Origin of the sequence: Mesorhizobium sp. B263B2A, from assembly GCF_020165775.1 — a bacterium.
In the GTDB taxonomy this organism is placed as follows: Bacteria; Pseudomonadota; Alphaproteobacteria; order Rhizobiales; family Rhizobiaceae; genus Mesorhizobium; species Mesorhizobium opportunistum.
In genome coordinates this window covers 98,959-120,506 of sequence record NZ_JAIUIU010000016.1, presented here as the reverse complement: position 1 = coordinate 120,506, position 21,548 = coordinate 98,959, and the positions used below count along the sequence as shown (strand labels likewise).

Below are 21,548 nucleotides of genomic sequence, written 5' to 3'. Positions count from 1 at the left end.
CAGGCGAATTCTTGCCTTGAAACCGAGGCTTTGGGTTTCTAGGGTTTCGGCGCATGCACACAAGGAATCCTGAATGCCCCGTTCTGTGATCGACGCGATCGGCAACACGCCTCTGATCCGCCTCAACAAAGCCTCCGAGGAAACCGGCTGCGAGATCCTGGGCAAGGCTGAATTCATGAATCCGGGGCAATCGGTCAAGGATCGCGCCGGCCTGTTCATCATCCGCGATGCCGAACAGCGTGGCTTGTTGAAGCCGGGCGGCGTCATCGTCGAGGGGACGGCCGGCAATACGGGCATCGGGCTGACGCTGGTAGCCAAGGCTCTGGGATACCGCACCGTCATCGTCATTCCCGACACCCAGAGCCAGGAAAAGAAGGACACGATCAGGCTGCTCGGCGCCGAGCTGATCGAAGTGCCGGCAGTGCCCTATAAGAACCCCAACAACTACGTGAAACTGTCGGGACGGCTGGCCGAGCAGATGGCCAGAACCGAGCCGAATGGCGCCATCTGGGCCAACCAGTTCGACAATGTCGCCAACCGCGACGGTCATATCCGCACCACGGCGCAGGAAATCTGGGCCCAGACCGGCGGCAAGGTCGACGGTTTCGTCTCGGCGGTCGGGTCCGGCGGAACGCTGGCCGGCGTCGCTTCCGGGCTGAAGGCCAAAAACAAGGACGTGAAGATCGCGCTCGCCGATCCGCTGGGGGCCGCGCTCTACAGTTTCTACACCAGCGGCGAACTGAAGTCCGAGGGCAGCTCGATCACCGAAGGCATCGGGCAGGGGCGCATCACCGCCAATCTCGACGGGTTCACGCCGGACTTCTCGTTCCAGATCAAGGACGAGGACGCGCTGCCGATCGTCTTCGACCTGATCCAGGAAGAAGGCCTGTGCGTCGGCGGCTCGACCGGCATCAACATCGCCGGCGCGATCCGGCTGGCCAGGGAATTGGGCCCAGGCCATACCATCGTGACCATTCTTTGCGACTACGGCACGCGCTACCAGTCGAAACTGTTCAACCCGGAATTTCTGCGCGAGAAAAACCTGCCAATACCGGGCTGGATGGAGTTGCAGAGCAAGATTTCGGTGCCTTTCGAAAAGGTCGCATGATGGCGTACAGGACGGAAGCGCTGTTTCGCGACGACGCCTATCTGAAGACGGCGGACGCCACGGTGGTTGCCGTCAACGACCGTGGCGGCGTCATTCTCGACCGCACCATCTTCTATGCCACCTCGGGTGGCCAGCCAGGAGACTCCGGCGCATTGGAGCGCGCCGACGGCAGCCGCATCGAGATTGCCGCCACCATCACCGGCGAGACCAAGGACGAGATCGTCCATGTGCAGGCGCCTGCACAGGCGGCCTTGGCGGTCGGCGAGAAGGTGAAGCTCGCCATCGATTGGGAGCGGCGGCATCTCCTGATGCGCATGCACGCGGCCTGCCATTTACTGACCGTCGTCTGCCCGTTCCCGATCACGGGCGCTTCCGTTTCCGAGGACGACAGCCGTGTCGATTTCGACATTCCGGACGCCAGCTTCACCAGGGAAGAGGTGACCGCTGGCTTGATGGACCTGGTGCGGGCCGACCACCCGATCTTCACCAGGCTGATCAGCGACGAGGAACTGGCCGCCAATCCCGGCCTGGTGAAGTCCAAGAACGTCAGGCCGCCGGTGGGCACCGGCAAGATCCGCTTGGTCTGCATCGGCGAAAATGCTTCCGTGGACAGCCAGCCCTGCGGCGGCACGCATGTGAAGAGCACCGGCGAAGTCGGCGAAATCCACATCGGCAAGATCGAGAAGAAGGGCCGTGAAAACCGGCGCTTCCGCATCCGCTTCGGCCCGATGCCCGCGAACTGAACAGACCGCCAGAGGGCGGCAGGAGAAAAAATGGCCGAAGACAGTCCTTTCACGGTCGATGCGGATTGGCTGCAGGGGCGCCTGGGCCAGCCGGGCCTGACGGTCATAGACGCGTCCTGGTATCTGCCGGCGCAAAAACGCGACGCGCGTGCCGAATATGACGCGGCCCACATTCCCGGCGCTCGTTTCCTGGACCAGGATGCGGTTTCGGATCCCGACGCCGCCTTGCCGCATACATTGCCGTCGCCGCAGCATTTTGCGCAATATGTCGGTTCGATGGGGGTTTCGGCCGATGACACCATCGTCGTCTACGACGGTCCAGGTTTCTTCTCGGCACCCCGGGCATGGTGGATGTTCCGCATCATGGGCGTCCTCCAGACCTATATTCTGGATGGCGGCTTCGACGGCTGGAAGGCCGCGGGCCGGCCGGTAACGGCCGAGCCGACGAAGATAGCGCCAAGCGTGTTCCATGCCGATTTCGACGCCGGTCGCGTCGCCAGCCTCGCCGACATGCGCCGGATCGTCGAGACCGGCGCCAGCCAGATTGCCGATGCCCGTGGACCGGGCCGCTTTACCGGCGCCGAACCCGAGCCCCGTGCGGGTATCCGCTCTGGCCACATGCCGGGCGCGCGCAACGTGCCGTACTCCGCCCTGTCGGAAAAGGGCGTGCTGTTGTCGAAGGATCGTTTGCGCAAGGTGATCGAGCAGGCCGGCATTGACCTGTCGAAGCCCGTCGTCACATCTTGCGGCTCCGGTGTCACCGCCGCGGTGGTCACTCTGGCGCTGGAGACACTTGGCCACACCGACAACAGGCTTTATGACGGCTCATGGACCGAGTGGGGCGGGCTCTCCGACACGCCTGTCGTGACCGGGCCCGCGAGGGCTGGCAAGGAATGAACGCGATGGAAAACGGCGTGCTGCAGGACATCGAAGTCACGGTGACTTTCCTCGAAATGCACGCGCCTCCCGCCGCCTCGCCGCCGGTGCCCTACAACCGCCAGGTCGCGCTGCTGAAGACCAAGAATATCCCCTTGCATTTTTACCGCTACCTGATGGACCGGGTGGGGCGCAAATGGCATTGGGTGAACGTTCTCAGGCTGAATGACGACGAACTCTCGGCCGGAATCCACCGCGAGGATCGCGACATCAGGGTGCTCTATCTCGACGGTGCGCCGGCAGGCTTCTTCGATCTCAAGCCGCATTTGCCCGAGGAAGTCGAGCTCGCCTATTTCGGCATGATGGAACACGCGACCGGACTGGGCATCGGCCGCTGGTTCCTGGGTGCCGCGATCTCCGCTGCGTGGTCTTACGGGCCAAAGCGGGTAGTCGTGCAGACCTGCACGCTCGATCATCCGGCGGCCCTGCCGCTCTACCAGAAGCTTGGTTTTACGCCGGTTGCGCAGAAGAAGGAAACCGTGCACCCGCTGCCTTTCGCCGAGCGCTCGGCAAGCGTCATGCGGCCATGACACGAGCCGGAACCTGAACCTTTCGTTCATCGCCGATTCAGCCTGCCTTTGGCATTGTGCCCGCATCGCCAATGCGGCCGAGGCCGAAGGAGAAACATATGCTGACCCGCCGTACACTCGCCGCCGCGCTGATCGCAGCGATTGCCATGCCGAGCCTTGCCGCCGCGCAGGCGACAACACCTTCGGCCGCGACAATCGAACGGAAGCTGGAGGCAGCACCCCGCGTGAAGCTGCGGCCGAACGAGCGCGTCACCATCCGCGAATTCAAGCGCCGGCCGGATCTGCGCCTCATGGCGCGCTCGATCGATATCCAGTCGATCAATTTCGCCTTCGGCTCGGCGGCCATTTCCAGTTCGCAATACGGCAAGATCGAGAACATCGCCGATGCGCTGAAGCGCATCCTGCGCCGCGATCGCGGTGCTCGCGTGCTGATCGAGGGGCATACCGACGCCGTCGGCTCCTTCCAATCGAACCAGGTCCTGTCCGAACAGCGCGCTGCCTCGCTGAAACGCACGCTGGTGCGTGAATTCGGCGTACCCGGTCATGCGTTGGAGACTGTCGGTTACGGCGAGGAGTTCTTGCTGGTGCCGACGCAGAATGAAAACTGGCAGAATCGCAGGGTGACGCTGCGCCGCTTTGACGATTTCATCCGGTGATTGGGTCCGGCTTGCTCTTTGGCTGGCCGGGTTGCGTATTGGCCCGGCCTGTCGGCTAGCTTTCGCAGCTTGCGGGGACTGATCGCTCGCATCGGATCGGTCCCTCGATCTTTGCATGAAACGGGTGGGAAGCATTGGCTCGAGCCGCTAGTTTCCGGTCGACAACACCGGAGATTTCACCATGACCATCCAGTTCAAAGCTCTGCCGACCGAAGACGTCAGACCGCTGCAGCGCGGCGGGCCCGATGCCTACGGCCACACGCCAGAGCGGCAGATTTCCGATGGCGACGGCATGCCTTGCCGGCATTGCCTGAAGAACATCGCAGCCGGCGATACCTACCTCATCCTGGCCTATCGGCCGTTCCCGAACCTTCAACCCTATGCCGAAACGGGGCCGATCTTCCTGCATGCCGACGAATGCGAGCGCGCCGGCGAGGCGGAAGCGCTTCCCGAGATTCTCGAGAGCCCGGACTATATCGTGCGTGGCTATGGCAAGGACGACCGCATCGTCTACGGCAGCGGCGGCGTTATCGCGACCGACGCGATCGCTGCGCGGGCCGAGACTTTGTTCGAGCGCGACGACATTGCCTACGTGCATGTCCGCTCGGCACGCAACAATTGCTATCAGTGCCGCATCGAGCGGGCGTGAAGCGTAAGCTTGCCGGCCGGGAACCTTGTCGTAGTTCCGTCGCATAGATGCGCTAAAAAGCAATTGTCGATCGATTGGCCGACCGCGGATGAACCGGCGGCAATCTCGATATCGAGGAAGCGGGGCTTTGGCTCCGCTTTTTTGTTGCCCGCGCTTTTCCCAGTTTGCCGCACAACAAAAAAAGCCCGTCGGCCTGGCCGACGGGCTTCGACTGTTTGCCTGGAGGGGCTACTTAGTTGAACTTGTACTTTGCGCCGATACGCACGGTATGGAAGGAAGGAGTCGTCGTCACCAACCCATCGGGTGCTCCTGATCCCAACAAGAACGACAGGTCCTTCTCGGCGAATTGCGAATAGCGGTATTCCAAACCGATTGTCATGTTGCTCGATACAGCCGTTTCCAAACCGGCACCCACCGAGAAACCGCTCGAACCCCAGTCGGCAATGTCGCCGACCGGGTCGGAAGCATTCAGGTCGAAATGCTGCCAGCTGTAACCAGCCAGTGCGTAGGCGAGCGTCGATTCGTTCATCTTCATGCCGACGCGGCCAAGCACATCGAAGCCGTAGTCGGTGTCGACATTGATCGATCCGACGCCGAGATCCAGCTTCGACGTCATGCCGGAGTAGCGAGCATCGACCATGACGCCTGCGACCCAGCTGCCGAAGTCCTGGTCGTAACCAACGTTCAATTCGCCAAACGCGCCTTCGCCGCCGAGGCCATTGAACTTGGCGCCGCCCAGGGGTGGGATTTCGATCTGGTGCACGGATGCACCCGCGCCCAACCCGCCACCGATATAGAAACCGGTCCAGTTATACGCAGGGGTTTCAAAGGCAGCACCACCGCCATTTTGGGCGCCAAAACGGTAGTTGGCTGCAATCTGGAACGTATGCCGCGACGTATCGAGGTTGAGAAGGCCATCCGGCGCGCCGATAAGGCCCGCTTCTGAAAGGAGATCCCCCTTGGTGCCGAAGCGCGTATAGCGGTACTCGGTCTTGATCGTCCAGTTGCTGTTGATGGCCGTTTCAATGCCGCCGCCGACAAAGTAGCCGCTCTGGTCCCAGTCGAACCCAAAGCCGGCATTCGAATCGAGCTTGTACTTCTGCCAGGAATAGCCACCGAGCACGTAGCCCAGTGTATTCGGGGTAAACAGATAGCCTACGCGCAGGCCGGCATCGAAACCGTACGTCTCCTGGATCGAGGCGTCGAAACCGGCGGCATCGATCTTGGTTTTGATATCGCCCACGTGGACGTCCAGCAGTCCACCGAGCAGGAAGCGGGGCGAAACCATGTAGTCATAGCCAGCGGTAAGTTCGCCGTAGACGCCTTCGCCGCCGATGCCATTCAGCGAGATCGGAATAAAGTCGCTGCCAAGTTTGTGAACGTTGGCGCCGGCGCCAACACCGAAGCCGACATACAGCCCACTCCAGTTGAAACCGGATGCTTCGATCGGCTGAACCACATCAGCCGCATGCGCAGCCGACATCAAAGCAAATACGGAAACAGCACCGAGAAAAATAGATTTCGCAGAAACGCGAACAGTCATTGCCCAAACCCCTAATCAATAAGCCCGCAATCTTCCTAGCAGGGAGTCGGTCGCATGAGGAATGACAAATATGCAACAGTTGTAGGCAAACTCATACCTGCAACTGACCCCGATCTGCCCAGTAATCAAGTTTAGCGACCTGGATCGACCAGTAAAAAGCCCGCCGGAGGGAACCGGCGGGCAACAATAGCAAGTTGACTTTTTCTGGGTGTATCAGGCGGCCAGAACGGCTTTCGGCTCGACCAGCTCGTAGCCGAGCGCTTCGGCGACCGCGCGGTTGGTGATCTTGCCCTTGTGGACATTGAGGCCGTTGCGCAGGTGATGGTCGTCGATGACAGCCTTCAGGCCCTTGTCTGCAAGCTGCAGGCCGTAGTGGAGCGTCGCGTTGTTGAGCGCATGGGCCGAGGTGACCGGTACGGCGCCCGGCATGTTGGCGACGCAATAGTGAATGACGCCGTCGACTTCATAAGTGGGCTCGGCGTGGGTCGTCGCATGCGAGGTCTCGAAGCAGCCGCCCTGGTCGATGGCGACGTCGACCAGCACCGAGCCCTTCTTCATGCCCGACAGCATCTCGCGGGTGACGAGCTTCGGCGCGGCGGCACCGGGGATCAGCACGGCGCCGATGACGATGTCGGCCGAGAAGCATTCCTCCTCGAGCGCCTCGACGGTCGAGTAACGTGTATGGACGCGGCCGGTAAAAAGATCGTCGAGCTGGCGCAGGCGAGGGATCGAGCGGTCGATGATAGTGACATCGGCGCCAAGGCCGACCGCCATGCGAGCGGCATGCAGGCCGACGACGCCGCCGCCGAGCACTGTGACCTTGCCGGGCAGCACGCCGGGCACGCCGCCGAGCAGCACGCCGCGGCCGCCATTGGCCTTCTGCAGCGCCGTCGCGCCGGCCTGGATCGACAGGCGGCCGGCGACTTCCGACATCGGCGCCAGCAGCGGCAGGCCGCCACGGTCGTCGGTCACGGTTTCGTAGGCGATCGCCGTCACGCCCGAAGCGAGCAGGCCCTTGGTCTGCTCCGGGTCTGGAGCCAGGTGAAGATAGGTGTACAAGATCTGGCCGTCGCGCAGCTGCACCCACTCATTGGGCTGCGGCTCCTTGACCTTGACGATCATGTCCGACTTGGCGAACACGTCGGCGGCCGTCTTGGCGATCGTGGCGCCGGCGGCGCGATAGGCGTTGTCGTCGGCGCCGATGCCGGCACCGGCGCCGGTCTCGACCAGCACTTCATGGCCATGGGCGACATATTCGCGAACCGCTCCGGGCGTGAGGCCGACGCGGTATTCGTGGTTCTTGATTTCCTTGGGGCAACCGACGCGCATTTTTCTTCTCCTGATCCGGCCCCTTAGGGGCTCACTCCCTGTATGGACAGAGTGAACCATGAATCGGCCTGCAGGTGTTTGCGAATGCGCTTGCGTGATCTGGCATGTTTCGATAATCGTTGCGCAAAACAGCTGGATATTCGCAGGATTCACGAAAAATGCCGCTCGACAGGATTGATATCGCCATTCTCGAGAGTTTGCAGAAGGATGGCCGGATACCCAACGCGGCGCTTGCCGAGAAGGTTGGCCTGTCGCAATCCGCCTGTTCGCGCCGGCTTGATAATCTGGAGAAGTCCGGAACCATTCGCGGCTACCACGCCCGGCTTTCCAATGCGGCGCTCGGCCACCAGATGACGGCCATCGTGCATATATCGCTGTCGGGCCAGTTCGAGAAGACGCTGTCGGATTTCGAGGCGGCGATCAAGCGTTGCCCCAACGTGCTGTCCTGCCACCTGATGTCGGGCGAATATGACTACATCCTGCGCATCGCGGCAAAGGACCTCGTCGACTATGAGCGCATCCACAAGGAATGGCTGTCGGCCATGCCGCATGTGACGAAGATCAACTCGTCATTCGCCTTGCGCGAGATCGTCGATCGCACGGCCATGGGCATGAAGCCGGAAATGGCCTAACGCCAAAGGCACACCCGGACGTCCTTGCCGACATAGCATGCGCCTTCGCGGCGAAGGTCGCCCCAATCTCCGGGTTCACCGTGCGTCGCGCGAATGTCCGAGTTCCCATAGCCTTCCCAAAGATCACCGTCCTTGTATACGACTGCCCAGTAATCTTTGGACATTTCACCAGCCCCGCTGTTCGTATTGGGGTAGTCGATACCTGCAAAAACTTGCCGAGGCCCCTGGATATTGAAACCGCCGCCCCTCTCGATTTGATAGGAGCATCTTCCGGATATGCGTGTCTGACCGTTAACAGCAAGCAGGCAGCGGCCCCATTTATAACCGCTCGGCAAACGATGCCGTGGTTGCGCATGCAAGGGCGAAACGGAAAACGCAATTGCAAGGACAGCCGCCACAGTTCGTCCGATCATCGTGTCACCCGTTGTGAACCGGTTTCATTTCCCAAACAGGTTTACGCCTCCGTCACGATCCGATCCATCGGGATGTCGTGCGGCTGCGGATAGATCGTGGCGATGCGCTGCAGTTCGTAGCCGACGCCGATGACCAGCGGCTTGAACGGCATCGCGGCCAGCGTGCGGTCGAAGAAGCCGCCGCCATAGCCCAGGCGATAGTTTGCCGGATCGATGCCGACGATCGGCGAGATGACGATGTCGGGCAGCACCGGATCGCCCTCGGCCGGAATCGGGATGTTCCAGACGCCCTTTTCCAGCCGGTCGCCCGGTTTGTAGGCGCGGAAGATCAGCGGCTGTCCTTTCTCGATGACGATCGGCAGCGCGGTGCGGCCACCACGCTCATTGATGGACGCCACCCATGGCCGCAAGTCCGGCTCGCCGCGAAACGGCCAGTAGAGGCTGACCATGCGCCCAGTGATGTCGCCGATGATCGCGTCGAGCCCATCCGCGATGCGCTGCGACATGGCCGTTCGCGCGTCGGCCGAAACCGCGAGCCGGGCGGTGATCAGCCGTTCGCGCTCGGCCTTGCGCCAGCGCCTCACATCGGTCCAGTCGGATAGCGGCGCTCGGAACTCCGGGTCGAGTTCGTGCATGAAGCAGGGCGGCGAGGAATACTGCGCCGGACCCGGGTCGTCATGATCATTGGCCATGCGTTACCTCATAAGCGTGTTCGATGACGCTATACCTCGCGACACGATACAACATGTGCATTCACGACATGGAACGACGAGTCCCGGGCACCGTCCTCTGTTGCTGCATTGCACAAAAATACCTACATTTAGGTCAGGCAATCTAGCCGTCAGGGTGAACGAAATGAGCCAAGCCAGCCATAACGTCGTCGTTGTCGGCGCGGGTTTCGGCGGCCTCGAATTCACCCGTGCGCTTGCCGGCGCCCCGGTGCGCATCACCATGATTGACAAGCGTAACCATCATCTGTTCCAGCCGCTGCTCTACCAGGTGGCGACGACGGCGCTGGCGACCTCCGAGGTTGCCTGGCCGATCCGCCATCTCCTGCGCAAGCGCAAGGACGTGACGACGCTGCTCGCCAATGTCACTGGTGTCGACCGCGCCGGCAAGCGCGTGCTGCTCGATGACGGCAGCGCCATCGCCTACGAGACGCTGGTGCTCGCCACCGGTGCCCGCCACGCCTATTTCGGCCACGATGAATGGGAGCCGTTCGCTCCAGGCCTGAAGACGCTGGAGGACGCCACCACCATTCGGCGGCGCATTCTCCTGGCCTTCGAACAGGCCGAGCGGGAGACCGATCCCGCCAAACGCCAGGCGCTGCTGACCATCGCGATCGTTGGCGGTGGGCCGACCGGCGTGGAGCTGGCCGGCACCATCGTCGAATTGGCGCACGACACGCTGCGCGGCGAGTTCCGCAACATCGATACGCGGCAAACGCGCGTGGTGCTGATCGAGGCCGGTGACCGCATCCTGGCCAATTTCGCACCAAAACTCTCCGATTACGCCAGCAAGGCGCTCGAACGGCTTGGCGTGACCGTCGAGCTTGGCCGGGCCGTGACGCGCTGCGACGCCGAAGGTGTTGTGTTTGGCGACAAGCAACTGGCGGCCCGAACGATCCTATGGGCAGCCGGTGTTGCCGCCTCGCCAGCCGCCGAATGGCTGGGAGCGAAGGCGGACCGCGCGGGCAGGGTGCTCGTCGAGCCTGACCTCAGCGTGCCCGGCAGCCCGGAGATTTTCGTCATCGGCGATGCCGCCCTTGTGCTGCGGCCCAATGGGCGGCCGGTACCCGGCGTGGCGCCTTCCGCCAAGCAGGAGGGCCGACATGTTGCGGCCACCATCAAAGCCAGGCTCGATGGTGACACGACGGCGCGTCCTTTCCACTACAAGCATGCCGGCGATCTGGCGACGATCGGCAAACGCGCCGCCGCGATCGATTTCGGCTGGATCAAGCTCACGGGCTGGCTCGCCTGGTGGCTGTGGGGAATTGCGCACATCTATTTTCTGATCGGTTTCCGCAATCGGCTTGCGGTTTCCCTGAGCTGGCTATGGATCTACGCCACAGGCCAGCGCAGCGCCCGGCTGATCACCCAGGGCGACGACGACAAGACCTGATTTTCTTCACTGCTCCCTTCATCCGCGCGTCATCTGTTGCTGATTGGCTGGCGCTCCATTGCGCGCGACTTCTTGAATGGACTTGAGCCGATTTCGGCGCGAAGTTCGCTTCGGGGCAGGGCGTTGTCGATGAGGAGAAAAACATGTCGCAGCTGCTCCATCCCGTCTCTCGTCGTGGTCTTCTCGCGGGCGCCGCCGCCACAGGGGCGCTGATCATGCTTCATCCCTTCTCCGCCCGCGCTCAAGCCAACCAGGCGCATCTTAGGATCATGGAAACCACCGATATCCATGTGAATGTGCTGCCCTATGATTACTATGCCGACAAAGCAAACGACACGATGGGCCTGTCGCGCACGGCGTCGCTGATCGACGCGGTGCGCAAGGAAGCCGTCAATTCGATGCTGATCGACAATGGCGACCTGCTGCAGGGCAACCCGATGGGCGACTACATCGCCTATGAGAAGGGCCTGAAAGACGGCGATCTGCATCCGATCATGAAGGGAATGAACCTGCTCGGCTACGAGTGTTCGACGCTCGGCAACCACGAGTTCAACTATGGCCTGTCGTTCCTGGACAAGGTGCTGGCCGGCGCCAATTTTCCCTTCGTCTGCGCGAACCTGATCCGGGGCACCGAGCTTGCCGCGAACCCGCGCGACGACAAGCTCTACCTCAAGCCCTATGTGATCCTCGACAGGAAGATCAAGGACGGTTCGGGCGCTGAGCAGCCGATCAGGATAGGCATCATCGGTTTCGTGCCGCCGCAGATCATGGTCTGGGATCTCAAGAATCTCGAAGGCAACGTCAAGACCCGCGACATCGTCGAGGCGGCCAAGGCCTGGGTGCCGCAAATGATGGAGGAAGGCGCCGACATCGTCATCGCGCTCTCGCATTCCGGCATCGATGTGCAGCACGGCGACATGATGGAGAACGCCTCGTTCTTCGTCGCCGGCGTCGCCGGCATCGACGCGGTGTTCACCGGTCACCAGCACCTGGTGTTCCCCGGCAAGAAGGATTTCCAGTCGCTCGAAGGCGTCGACACGCAAAAAGGCACGCTGCAGGGCAAGCCCGCCGTCATGGGTGGTTTCTGGGGCTCGCATATGGGGCTGATCGATCTGATGCTGGAGCGTGACGGATCGAAATGGAAAGTTGTTTCGGCGACGTCCGAGGCGCGGCCGATCTTCGAGCGCGTCGACAACAAGAACAAGCCGACGGTGCCGGACGACAAGCGCGTCATCGCCGCACTCGAACAGGACCATCAGGCGACCTTAGCCTATGTGCGCCGTCCCGTCGGCAAGACGTCCGCTCCGCTCTATTCCTATTTCGCGCTGGTCGCCGACGATCCGTCGGTGCAGGTCGTCAGCCAGGCGCAGACTTGGTACCTCAAGGATATTCTCAAGAGCACGCAGTGGAAGGATGTGCCGCTGCTGTCGGCCGCCGCACCCTTCAAGGCCGGCGGGCGCAACGGCGCCGACTACTATACCGACGTGCCGGCCGGCGATATCGCCATCAAGAACGTCGCCGACCTCTATCTCTACCCCAACACCGTGCGGGCTGTCGAAATTACTGGCGCCGAGGTCAAGGAATGGCTGGAGATGTCGGCCGGCATCTTCAACAGGATCGAGCCGGGCAAGGCCGACCAGGCGCTCATCAACACCGACTTCCCATCCTACAATTTCGATGTCATCGACGGTGTCACCTACAAGATCGACCTGTCGCAGCCGCCGAAATACGACGCCAAGGGCGGCGTCGCGAATGCCGGTGCCAATCGCATCGCCGACTTGATGGTCGATGGAAAACCAGTTGATCTCAATCAAAAATTCGTCGTCGCCACCAACAACTACCGCGCCGGCGGCGGCGGCAATTTTCCCGATATCAACGCCTCGAAGATCATCTACGAGGCGCCGGACACCAATCGCGATGTCATCGTCCGCTATATCGTGAGCGAGGGAACGATCAACCCGTCGGCCGACGGCAACTGGTCGTTCGCGCCGCTGCCCGGAACCAGCGTCGTCTTCGAGACCGGCGTCAAGGCCAAGGATTTCATCGCCGATGTGAAATCGCTGAAGATCGAACCGGCTGGCGAGGGCGAAGCCGGATTTGCCAGATATCGAATCCTGCTCTGATACGGCCATTTGAGGCGTTCCAGGCCACGCCGCCATGTGCGGCGTGGAGCCTGTCACGGCCGCCCGAAGCGCGCTTTGATCACGGGCATGACGAGATCCAGCGCATCCGTGGAAATGCCGCCGGAATAGCCGTCCGGCAGCTGGTCGATCAGCTTCGGGTCGTCCAGTCCTTCCGAAAAGCCGCCGCCCGAATAAGGGCCGAGCAGGTAGACCTGTGTATCGACAGCCTGCATGCGGTCGAGGAACCGGTTGGGCCAGCCCCACATCCATTTGGCGATGTTGATCGGGATGAGCAATGTGCCGTGGCGGCAGGCATCCGGAACATAACCGCTCCAGCCCAACGCGGCGTATCGTGCGATGCACTGCGTGAGCGACGCGCGGCTCAGCGTATGCATATCCGGCAGCGCCGCCTTGACCGCGGCAATCGGCTTGTCGCCGCCATAGACCGAGAGATAGCCGCGTTCGGCAGGCGTCAGCCTGGAGAGCCAGGCAGCCAGCGCCTCGCCTTCGCGGGGATCGTTGCTCTTGACGTTGATGTTGAAGCGGCGGGCGGGGAAGTGCGCCAGCACCTCGTCGAGGGATGGCATCATGCCGATCCCCTTGCCGCGAAAGGGGAAGGTCTTGCCGCCATCCGCCGTGTAGCCGTAGCCGATGTCGAGCGTTTTCAACTGAGCCATGGAATGGCCGCGGGTCTCTCCCTTGCCTTCGGTCCGGCAGTCCACCGTCCAGTCGTGGAAGACTGCGAATTTGCCATCCGTCGTCGGGTGGACATCGAGTTCGAGGGCGTCCGCGCCGAACGCGAAAGCGGCGTCCATCGAGGCAATGGTATTTTCAAGATAGGCATGGCGCGGCGGCAGCATGCGGCTGGCCGTGCACGTATCGGAACCAAGATTTGTGCGGTCGAAATCCTGGGCAAGACCGCGATGGGCAAGCACGACCGGGCCGCCGGCAGGACGGCCGGACAGCAAGGAGCTGTTGTTGAGCCAGATGCCTGCCGCGACGACAATGACGCCCGCAGAGAAGATTGTCCGTTTGCGCATGATTTCGATTCGCTTGTCCCGGGCCTCGCGTCGGGCGTTATCGAGCACCCGCAGCGAGTTCCTCGAAAAAGACCTTTAGCGAACGCGGTTCACGCCCAAGTATCGCGCGTAGAGTCAGCGGATTACCGAGCAGGTTGTAATGGTCGTAATGCTCGAACATAGTCCTTTGTCCTGGCCCAACTTCGCCGAGCACACCTGGATCGCGGCGCTCCCTGATCTCTCGCCCGAGCACCTCACCCAACAGAGTGACCACATCGTGACGATTGTGCCACCCGGGCGCGCATAGCTCGAATGTGCCGTAAAGCAGACGATCCTCGGTTAGGGCAATGGCGGCGACCTCCGCGATGTCACGATAGTCTACAAGAGAGAATCGGGTCTCGGCCGACCAGGGCTCGGCCAGCACGCCGGTTTCGATGACCTTCGGCCAGAATGCCTCATAATTCTGATAAAAGCGGGATGGGTGAAGGAAGGTGTATTCCAGCTTCGAAGTCAGAATCGCTTCCTCGACCGGGGCTTTCGCTATGTGGTTGCCCAGCACGGAAAGTACCGGATGGATGACAGACGAGAATACAAGCCGACGGACACCTGCGCGGATCGCGGCGTTGACCAAGCCTTTGCCGACTTCGGCTTCCTCGGCCATGAACGCAGGCGCGATGTAGAACACAGCTTCGATATCTTGCAGAGCTGCGTCCAAGCTGGCCCGGTCCCGAAGGTCGCCGACAACCGTTTCCGCGGCACCATGCTCTCGTACTTGAGCAATTTCTTCCGGCTTTCGCACAAGGCCGCGCACACGGGCGTTACGCTGGGCGAGAGCCGGGATGACATTGCCGGCAAATCGGCCGGCAGCGCCAACAGCAAGAATCGTCATCGTTATCTCCTGTGTTTTTTCTCGTCTCCTGAGGTTTCGCGTTCCCTGGTCCAGGGTCACCTGCTCCAATAGATTGTTGTGCATCCCAAGCGGTCAAGACGATCGCTGCCGCAGCAGATCGAGCACGGTGGGTCGAGAGCTTAGCGTGGTCGCAAGTGACCCATCGCAACAGCTTTTGCGGGCCTCGGATGGGGCGTGGCGGCTTTTGGAGCCCAGCGACGGAAGTTTCAAAGCGCTTCGCCGGAAAAGCGCATGGCGCTTTTCCTTGGGAATTACGTAAAACAAAGAGATAGGTCTCCGTTTCCGTGAAACGGTGAAATGCTCTAAGCCTTGTAGACCACCTGGCGCACGTCGATGTAGCTGGCACGAAAGCCGGCTTCGCAATAATGCAGGTAGAACTCCCATAGTTTCTTGAAGCGATCGTCGAAGCCGAGCGGCACGATCTTCTCCCACGATACCCAGAAGCGCTGCCGCCATTCGGCGAGCGTGCGTGCATAGTCATCGGGAAACACGCGTTCGCGCAGATGCGCAAGGCCATGATCCTTGCCGAGCGCTTTCAGGATCGACGGCGTCGGCAGCATGCCGCCCGGAAACACATAGCGCTGGATGAAATCCGGCCTGGCACGATAGGTGTCGTAGGCGGATTCGTTGATGGTGATGATCTGCAGCCCCGCAGTACCGCCGGGCTTCAGGCAGGCCTTCATCTTGCCGAAGAACACCGGCCAATATTTCTCGCCGACCGCCTCGAACATCTCGATGGACGCAATGCGATCGTAAGTGCCTGTTTCGTCGCGGTAATCCTGCAATTTGATGTCGACCTTGTCGGCAAGTCCAGCTTTGGCGATCCGCGCCTTGGCGAAGTCGTGCTGCTCGCGGCTGATGGTCAGCCCGGTAACCCGGCAACCGATCTCGCGCGCGGCGAATTCGGCAAAGCCGCCCCAGCCGCAGCCGATCTCCAGCACGTGATCCTTGCGGCCGATGCCGATATCCTTGGCCAGCGCCCGATATTTGGCGGCCTGCGCGCTCTCCAGGTCGTTGGCGCCGTTGGCATAGAGCCCCGAGGAATAGGTCATGCTCGGGTCGAGCCACTCCTTATAGAAGGCGTTGCCGAGGTCGTAATGCGCCGAGATATTGCGTTTCGAACCGGTGCGTGTGTTCTCATTGAACCAGTGGCGGATGCGCTGGATCGTATTGATCAGCCAGCTCGCGCCGCCGGCGACCTTCTCGCCAAGGGCCGAGTTGACCACGAACAGTTCGAGGAAACTGGTCACATCAGGGCTTTCCCAGTCGCCGTCCATGTAGGATTCGGCAACGCCGATCGTGCCGCCGGAAAAGGCGCGGCCCGGCAGGCGCCAGTTCTTGAGCACCAGTTCGGCGTCGGGACCTGGTCCCTTGCCTCCGACCAGGACGGAGCGCCCATCCGGCATCCTGACTTTCAGCGAACCGCGCGGCAGGTTCATCGCCGCCGACAGCACCACGCGCGCCTTGGCCGGCAGGCCCTTGACGATCTCGGCGAAATTGAACTCGTCGAGCCTGACCGCTTCGGCAGGCATCGTGCCAGACTGTTCCTTGTGACCCATGTCCCGCCCCTGGACTTCCGCGATGCCGGCTGACAGTCGCCGGTTCCGTTTCTTGCGGTTCATCGCCGGGTTCGGACGTTGCCTGATCCCCGGATCAGCCACGTACGGATCCGAACAAAAGCGCATCCCTCGACCAGAGCTTCAGCGCTTCCCAGTGAATCCCTGCGACAATCTTCCACGTCATCGCCGGGAACTTCAAGAGGCAAGCCGCGAGCTGGGCTGTGCCACGTGCGCACTCGTCTGGTGGAGTCGAACATATCAAAACGCCTATGGCCCCCACCGCGCTTGTGCGATAGCTTTAGCCATGCGTTATGTAATCGTCATTGCCGCCATCGCATTCTTCCTGATCTGGGACGGCCTGTACAATCAGGGCCGCTACCTCGACCTGTCGGTCAGGGAGCTCAATCATGCCGTCCGCTATGTCACCGGCAAGGCCTGATACCTTCTAGAGGCAGCAGCCCGCGCTTGTGCGCGGTGTGCGACGGTCGAGGCGCGTCGCATGGACGCGTGGCGCCATGAACGGTTGACGCGAAGAGACCGCCGTCACAAAAGACCCCGCATTCAGATCGAGGAGGCGGGATTGATCCGGCATATCGTTTTCTTCAGCGCGCGGCGCAAAGAGGATGTGGAGGCGGTGCGTACCGGGCTGCTGGCGCTGAGCAACATTCCCCATTCCAGTCTCTTCGAGGTAACCCTGAACACCAAGGTCGACCCGCTGTCCGACGAGATCGATGTCGTCGTCTATGCGGAGTTCGCCGACGACGCGGCGCTGGCCGCCTACAAGGCGCACCCGCTCTACGCGCAGACCACCAGCAAGGTCAGACCCTTGCGCGAATTGCGCTATTCCGCCGACGTCGTGGCCGGGAGCTGATCCAGGGCCTGTTCCAGCCGGTGCCTTTTTCGACGCCCCATGAAATAACCGGGCAACACATGAAGGCCGCCGGGCAGATTGTCGGCTTTCCGCCAGGCCTGCAGTTCGGCCAGCATGACGCTGAAATGGCCTTGCATGGCTGCTTTCAGCGCGCCGCGCACCGTCAGATAGCTGAGGATCGACCCATAGCCGCTTGATCGGTAATCGGGACAGCGGCCGACGAAATCGTCCAACCCCTTGATATAACCGGCATGGGTGCGCGAGATCGAATTCGTCGACCGGTATTTGAGGACGTCGGTGGCCGTGCCGAAAGCGATGCGGTGTTGTCTCGCCAGCCGCAGCAGCAACTCCCGGTCCTGATGGCGGCGCAGGTCCGGATCGTAGCCCCCGACCGCGTCGAAAGCCGCGCGGCGAACCGTGACGGTCGAGTTGGTCAGCGGAATGCAATGGCAGAGCAGAAGCTGCCGCAGTGTCTCGCTATCGGGGGTAAGGCGGGGCAATCGGTGTATTCGTTCGCCGCGGTCCGAAATGTCGCTGAAGCCGTCGATGGTGCAGGCGATGTCCGGGTTCTCGTCGAAGAATGTGATCAGCCTGTCCACACGCCCGGGGCGGAAGGCGTCATCCGAATCGAGAAAAGCGATGAGCGGTGCGCTGGACAATGCCGCGCCCTGGTTGCGAGCTTCGTTGGCGCCGGCCGCCAACGTTATGCGGTGCCATTTCAGGCGCACATCGTCGAGCGAGGCCAGATAGCTTTCGGTGCTGTCCGTCGATCCGTCATCTATCACCACCAGTTCGATATCGGTTCGCGCTGTGCAAAGTACGGATGCCAGCGTGCGCGGCAGGCTTTCACGGCGATTGCGGGCAGGCACGACCACGGCAAGACGAGGCGTGGCGACAAGGCCCGCTTCCATCGGAAGAATGGTCGGCAGGACTGTCATGGCCGGAACTCGTGCATGGTCGTACGGGTGCAGCCGAAGTCCGCCTTGAAGGGTTCGTCGCCGATGGTGAAATCGAAGGCTTTGCCGCCCTCGGCGGCCCAGGCGGCCATGACCTGGTCGAGCGCCACGCGACCCGGAGAATGGCGCGCATGGGCGCCATAGTCGCAGGCCAGCAGGATGTAGCGGAAAAAATCGCCGTCGATTAGGCCGAAGACAAAAGCAACCGGACCATCCTTCGAAGCGAGGCGATAGGTTCGTGCAAGGCCGGAGCGCGCGCCGTTCGTAGCGACATCGATGTAGAATTCGAGGCCGTACGGCGTTTGCATCGGATCATCCGGGAAGCGCCCGGCGCGGAAGCCGCGCGCCGCAACCAGGGCCTGACGCACATTGTCGGGCCCGACCAGCTCCAGCTTCAGCCCGCCAGCTTCGGCAAGCCTGCGCGCCTTGTGGTCGAGACTCCCGGCGCCTCGACGGCCAAGGTTGGTCCTGCGCCATTCGGCATAGGGAAAGCCGTAGCGCACGGCATGCGCGCCGAAATCGAGCGCGGACGGCTCGGATCCCAGCAACTGGCGCCATTCCTGCAGATGGCTGTGATGAACAGGTCCAATTCTCAGATCCGCATGGTGCCCAAGGACCTCGCGAAAATGCCGCCTGGTTTGTGCACTGAATGTCACGCCCCTGGCCACGATCGGACAGGCATAATCGGTGACGCCCAGGAAGGCATATTCGATCGCCCCATCGCCGCGCCGCACCAGCGGAACCACCAGTTGAAGTTCGCCGTCGCTGCCACGGCCGGTGATCACCAGCGGCTCGGCGCCATGCGCCGGAGCGATGTTGCGATAGAAAGCCGTGAGCCAGTCGGGATGCTGGAAAGCCGATGCCGATGCGCCGGAAAACAGCCGCCGGTATTCAACCGAGCCGAAATCGAAGCTGTCGGCCGCCTCGATCACGATCGGCCGAGCGGAGATCGGATGTCCTGGCGCGGCGCGGTCAAGCACGCTTCAGCCCCGTGAAAAGTCTCCTGAACGCCTGTTGCGGGAGAAGGGCGGGGTCGTCGAGGCCGATGCGGCCGCCGGCCGGCAGGTCCACGGCCCGCAAGGCGGCGTACAGCCTGTCTTCCGAAAGCTTCTGGGTTTCCACGCGCCCGGGGTGCGTTTCCCGATAGATCGTGCCGTGGGAGCCGTGCGCCGGATTGGTGTTGATCTCGAAGATTTGCGGACACCCGTCGACCAGCGAGAAGTCGGCGCGCCCATAATCGATGCCGGCGAGGTCGAATGCCCTGCGCAGCACGTCTTCATACAGATTGCCGACCACAAACCGGCGCTCGTTTTCGAGGAATGTCGCCAACATGGGATGGGCAAGCAGGCGCTGCTTGTCCTGCACGTCCTTGGCCGCCCAGCGGAAATCGACGACATTGTGATGGGCGATCAGCCGATCGCCGACGCGATAGGTGGCAAAGCGCTGCCAGACGCCGGGGCTGATCTCCTGGCCGGCATACTCGATTACCAGCTTGCCGGCCAGCGGTATGCCGTTCGCTTTCATCCGGCTCAGCGTCGCATCGAGCGCTGGCTGGTCCGCAATCAGCTCGAAGTCCGCGGAAAGGTGGTCGAATTCGTTGCGGATGAAGACCGGAAAAGCGTTCGGACGCGGCTGGCTTTCGCAACGCCAGGCCGAGAAGCAGTTGATGCCGGCCGCGTGCAGGGCTTTCAGCAGATCATGACGGCCAAGCACATGGGCGGGATGATTGAGAATGCGTGCCCCGCCACGCTCGAGCCGATTGGCGACCCCGGCGGCCAACGCGATCTCGAAGTGCGAAAGCCGCTCGTGATCCGTGAAGACCCAGGTGCCGGAGCGCAGCTCCTTCTGCCGAAAGAGGCGCTCGTAGCTCCAATGGCGCGCGTTGCCCAACTGGCGGATCAGATGGCGAACGGTATAGCCGTGGCTGCGCGTGGTGACGAAGTTGATCAAGCGCTATCCGGCGAGCCGCCGTCCTCCTGCAAGGTGAGAACGCCCGCCGGCTGCCGTGATCCGTTCACCGAGCCTGCGAGGACCGAAGCATAAAGGGCAAGGTTGAGCGCCACCGCCGAATCCAGCGAGAAATCCCGCACACGCCGGCGCCCTCGAGCGATCAGGGTGTTCCTTTCCTCGCTATCGGCAAGCAACCGAAGCGTCCGGTCGGCAAGCGCTTCCCGCCGTCCTTCCGGCACCAGCGCCAACGCCTCTGGACGACCGGCGACGTCGCTCACGCCTCCGACGGCATAGGCGACCACCGGTACTTCCGCCGCCATCGCTTCGAGCAGGACGCTGCCGAATACTTCGCGCCGGGAGGGTAGGATCATGACGTCGGAGATCTTGAGTGCCTTCTTGACCTCGGCTGGCGAGACGAATCCGGTGATCGCCCACCAGCCTGGCCTGGAAACCGCGGCGAGCGCCGCTTCAAGCTTGTGGCGGTCGGGGCCGTCTCCGCAGATCAGCAGGAACACATTTTCCCCTGACAGGCGCTCGACGAGCGCGGGCAGATCCTGCCAGCCTTTTTCACCGCTGATGCGGCCGATAAAGCTGACGATCGTCCGATCGTCCGGGATGTCGTGCTCACGGCGAAAGGCCCGAAGCAACCCAGCTGCGACTGGACGGCGGAACGCTTCGACATCGACCGCATCGGGGATCACCTCGATGCGCGAGGCATCGAGCCCCAGCTCCGAGGCCGCGCTCCTGCCATATGTATCGGTGAGCACGACGACCCGATCGGCCGACCTCAAAGCCAGGCGCTCGAGCCACCGGGTGACGTCATAAGATTTGCCCTTGAGCCGAAGCGCGCTCTGAAGCCCGGACCAGAGCGGCGTGTTCATAGAAACGACAAGCGGTATCTTCAGCTTGCGGACAATAACGGCGATGATCCTGCACCAGACCGAGTGGTTGAAATGGATGTGGACGAGATCGTAGCGGTGTCGGGCCCGAAGAAGCTCCGGGATCGCGCCCAGAAACCAGCTGAAGCAGAGCATCGGCCCGGCCAGGAACTCGGGCAGCCGGAAGCCCGTGCATGTCACCCGCATGGTCGCGGATATCCGCACATGCCTTGGGCTGCCTGGAATGTAGCTGGTCAGAACCGTCTGGGTCGCGCCGGCCTTGTCCATGGCTTGCGCGATCGTCCATGTCTGGTTCTGCAGACCGCCGACAGGATCGAACGCGATCGGCCAGTTGCCTGGCCGATAGAAGTGCGGTGTGATCCGCAAGATCCTGAGCATGCCGTTGCCCGCCATCCGTCGTTCCAGCCATGCACGCAGGGCAATGGGCGCCATTCGACGTCGAATCGCGACGCGGTGACAATCGTCCAAGACCGAATTCGCAGCATCCCCCATGCGGGGGATATCCTTACGTGAAATACTTTCGCTGCAGAAGAGAAAAGCGGGCGGCCATTTCTGGTGTTTTTTGCCATGCCCTGGCGCCAGGGCGTGCAATCACGTCTTG

22 protein-coding genes are annotated in these 21,548 nt (G+C 62.1%); 11 read left to right on the top strand and 11 right to left on the bottom strand.

Features of this window, described 5'->3' with window-relative positions:
• Positions 1-73 precede the first annotated feature (73 nt).
• The 6 genes from LB568_RS23190 (at position 74) to LB568_RS23165 (ending at position 4,622) form a co-directional block, all read left to right on the top strand.
• Positions 74-1,108 carry a cysteine synthase A gene (locus tag LB568_RS23190; RefSeq protein ID WP_224731331.1) on the top strand — a complete coding sequence of 345 codons (1,035 nt, stop codon included), beginning with the start codon at positions 74-76 and terminating at the stop codon, positions 1,106-1,108.
• The gene (locus LB568_RS23185; protein WP_224731346.1) at positions 1,108-1,851 is read left to right on the top strand and encodes an alanyl-tRNA editing protein; all 744 of its coding nucleotides are present in this window, start codon (positions 1,108-1,110) and stop codon (positions 1,849-1,851) included. The genes LB568_RS23190 and LB568_RS23185 overlap by 1 nt, the downstream gene beginning before the upstream one ends.
• A 30-nt stretch (positions 1,852-1,881) precedes the next feature.
• A complete protein-coding gene (gene sseA / locus LB568_RS23180; RefSeq protein WP_224731330.1) occupies positions 1,882-2,748 on the top strand; it encodes a 3-mercaptopyruvate sulfurtransferase in 867 nt (288 codons plus the stop codon).
• A gap of 5 nt (positions 2,749-2,753) precedes the next feature.
• A complete protein-coding gene (locus tag LB568_RS23175) occupies positions 2,754-3,317 on the top strand; it encodes a GNAT family N-acetyltransferase (protein WP_224731345.1) in 564 nt (187 codons plus the stop codon).
• 98 nt (positions 3,318-3,415) lie between these two features.
• The gene (locus tag LB568_RS23170) at positions 3,416-3,973 is read left to right on the top strand and encodes an OmpA family protein (protein ID WP_224731329.1); all 558 of its coding nucleotides are present in this window, start codon (positions 3,416-3,418) and stop codon (positions 3,971-3,973) included.
• Positions 3,974-4,154: 181 nt separating this feature from the next.
• Positions 4,155-4,622: a DUF1203 domain-containing protein gene (locus tag LB568_RS23165; RefSeq protein WP_224731328.1), complete on the top strand. Its 468-nt coding sequence runs from the start codon at positions 4,155-4,157 to the stop codon at positions 4,620-4,622.
• Positions 4,623-4,854: 232 nt separating this feature from the next.
• Here LB568_RS23165 and LB568_RS23160 read toward each other — a convergent pair whose 3' ends face one another.
• Both LB568_RS23160 and ald read right to left on the bottom strand, forming a co-directional pair.
• Positions 4,855-6,165: an outer membrane protein gene (locus tag LB568_RS23160; protein WP_224731327.1), complete on the bottom strand. Its 1,311-nt coding sequence runs from the start codon at positions 6,163-6,165 to the stop codon at positions 4,855-4,857.
• Between the two features lie 213 nt (positions 6,166-6,378).
• The gene (gene ald / locus LB568_RS23155; RefSeq protein ID WP_013895663.1) at positions 6,379-7,494 is read right to left on the bottom strand and encodes an alanine dehydrogenase; all 1,116 of its coding nucleotides are present in this window, start codon (positions 7,492-7,494) and stop codon (positions 6,379-6,381) included.
• Positions 7,495-7,652: 158 nt separating this feature from the next.
• Between ald and LB568_RS23150 the strand changes: the two genes are divergently transcribed.
• Positions 7,653-8,126: an Lrp/AsnC family transcriptional regulator gene (locus LB568_RS23150; protein WP_013895662.1), complete on the top strand. Its 474-nt coding sequence runs from the start codon at positions 7,653-7,655 to the stop codon at positions 8,124-8,126.
• 454 nt (positions 8,127-8,580) lie between these two features.
• On the opposite strand, the gene LB568_RS23145 is transcribed toward LB568_RS23150, so the two are convergent.
• Positions 8,581-9,231, bottom strand: a complete 651-nt coding sequence (locus tag LB568_RS23145) for a 5-formyltetrahydrofolate cyclo-ligase (RefSeq protein WP_224731326.1) — start codon at positions 9,229-9,231, stop codon at positions 8,581-8,583.
• Positions 9,232-9,394: 163 nt separating this feature from the next.
• Here LB568_RS23145 and LB568_RS23140 point away from each other — a divergent pair, with 163 nt between their 5' ends.
• Together LB568_RS23140 and LB568_RS23135 are read left to right on the top strand one after the other, a co-directional pair.
• Entirely contained in the window at positions 9,395-10,660 is a 1,266-nt protein-coding gene (locus LB568_RS23140; protein WP_224731325.1) for an NAD(P)/FAD-dependent oxidoreductase, read from the top strand.
• Positions 10,661-10,803: 143 nt separating this feature from the next.
• Positions 10,804-12,783 carry a bifunctional 2',3'-cyclic-nucleotide 2'-phosphodiesterase/3'-nucleotidase gene (locus LB568_RS23135; protein WP_224731324.1) on the top strand — a complete coding sequence of 660 codons (1,980 nt, stop codon included), beginning with the start codon at positions 10,804-10,806 and terminating at the stop codon, positions 12,781-12,783.
• Positions 12,784-12,836: 53 nt separating this feature from the next.
• Here the strand turns inward: LB568_RS23135 and LB568_RS23130 are convergent, their stop codons facing one another.
• The 4 genes from LB568_RS23130 to LB568_RS23115 form a co-directional block, all read right to left on the bottom strand.
• On the bottom strand, positions 12,837-13,823 hold the full coding sequence (locus LB568_RS23130) for a glycerophosphodiester phosphodiesterase family protein (protein WP_224731323.1): 987 nt from the start codon (positions 13,821-13,823) through the stop codon (positions 12,837-12,839).
• Between the two features lie 37 nt (positions 13,824-13,860).
• Complete coding sequence (locus LB568_RS23125) at positions 13,861-14,691, bottom strand: NmrA family NAD(P)-binding protein (protein WP_224731322.1); 831 nt, start codon at positions 14,689-14,691, stop codon at positions 13,861-13,863.
• A gap of 323 nt (positions 14,692-15,014) precedes the next feature.
• Entirely contained in the window at positions 15,015-16,271 is a 1,257-nt protein-coding gene (locus tag LB568_RS23120; protein WP_224731321.1) for an SAM-dependent methyltransferase, read from the bottom strand.
• A gap of 94 nt (positions 16,272-16,365) precedes the next feature.
• On the bottom strand, positions 16,366-16,551 hold the full coding sequence (locus LB568_RS23115; protein ID WP_140576914.1) for a DUF1365 family protein: 186 nt from the start codon (positions 16,549-16,551) through the stop codon (positions 16,366-16,368).
• A 24-nt stretch (positions 16,552-16,575) separates the two neighbouring features.
• Between LB568_RS23115 and LB568_RS33555 the strand changes: the two genes are divergently transcribed.
• Positions 16,576-16,710, top strand: a complete 135-nt coding sequence (locus LB568_RS33555) for a hypothetical protein (protein WP_013895655.1) — start codon at positions 16,576-16,578, stop codon at positions 16,708-16,710.
• A 141-nt stretch (positions 16,711-16,851) separates the two neighbouring features.
• Positions 16,852-17,142: a Dabb family protein gene (locus tag LB568_RS23110; protein WP_140576925.1), complete on the top strand. Its 291-nt coding sequence runs from the start codon at positions 16,852-16,854 to the stop codon at positions 17,140-17,142.
• Here the strand turns inward: LB568_RS23110 and LB568_RS23105 are convergent.
• Genes LB568_RS23105 through LB568_RS23090 form a run of 4 tightly spaced genes read right to left on the bottom strand, consistent with a single transcriptional unit; the run spans position 17,112 to position 21,538 of the window.
• On the bottom strand, positions 17,112-18,080 hold the full coding sequence (locus LB568_RS23105; protein ID WP_224731320.1) for a glycosyltransferase family 2 protein: 969 nt from the start codon (positions 18,078-18,080) through the stop codon (positions 17,112-17,114). The genes LB568_RS23110 and LB568_RS23105 overlap by 31 nt on opposite strands.
• Positions 18,077-19,078 carry a GNAT family N-acetyltransferase gene (locus LB568_RS33710; protein WP_224731319.1) on the bottom strand — a complete coding sequence of 334 codons (1,002 nt, stop codon included), beginning with the start codon at positions 19,076-19,078 and terminating at the stop codon, positions 18,077-18,079. The genes LB568_RS23105 and LB568_RS33710 overlap by 4 nt, the downstream gene beginning before the upstream one ends.
• Positions 19,071-20,048 carry a hypothetical protein gene (locus LB568_RS23095; protein WP_224731318.1) on the bottom strand — a complete coding sequence of 326 codons (978 nt, stop codon included), beginning with the start codon at positions 20,046-20,048 and terminating at the stop codon, positions 19,071-19,073. Before LB568_RS23095 ends, LB568_RS33710 begins: the two co-directional genes overlap by 8 nt.
• Positions 20,045-21,538 (bottom strand): glycosyltransferase family 4 protein, encoded by a 1,494-nt coding sequence (locus tag LB568_RS23090; RefSeq protein ID WP_224731317.1) that lies wholly within the window; start codon positions 21,536-21,538, stop codon positions 20,045-20,047. Before LB568_RS23090 ends, LB568_RS23095 begins: the two co-directional genes overlap by 4 nt.
• Positions 21,539-21,548 lie beyond the last annotated feature (10 nt).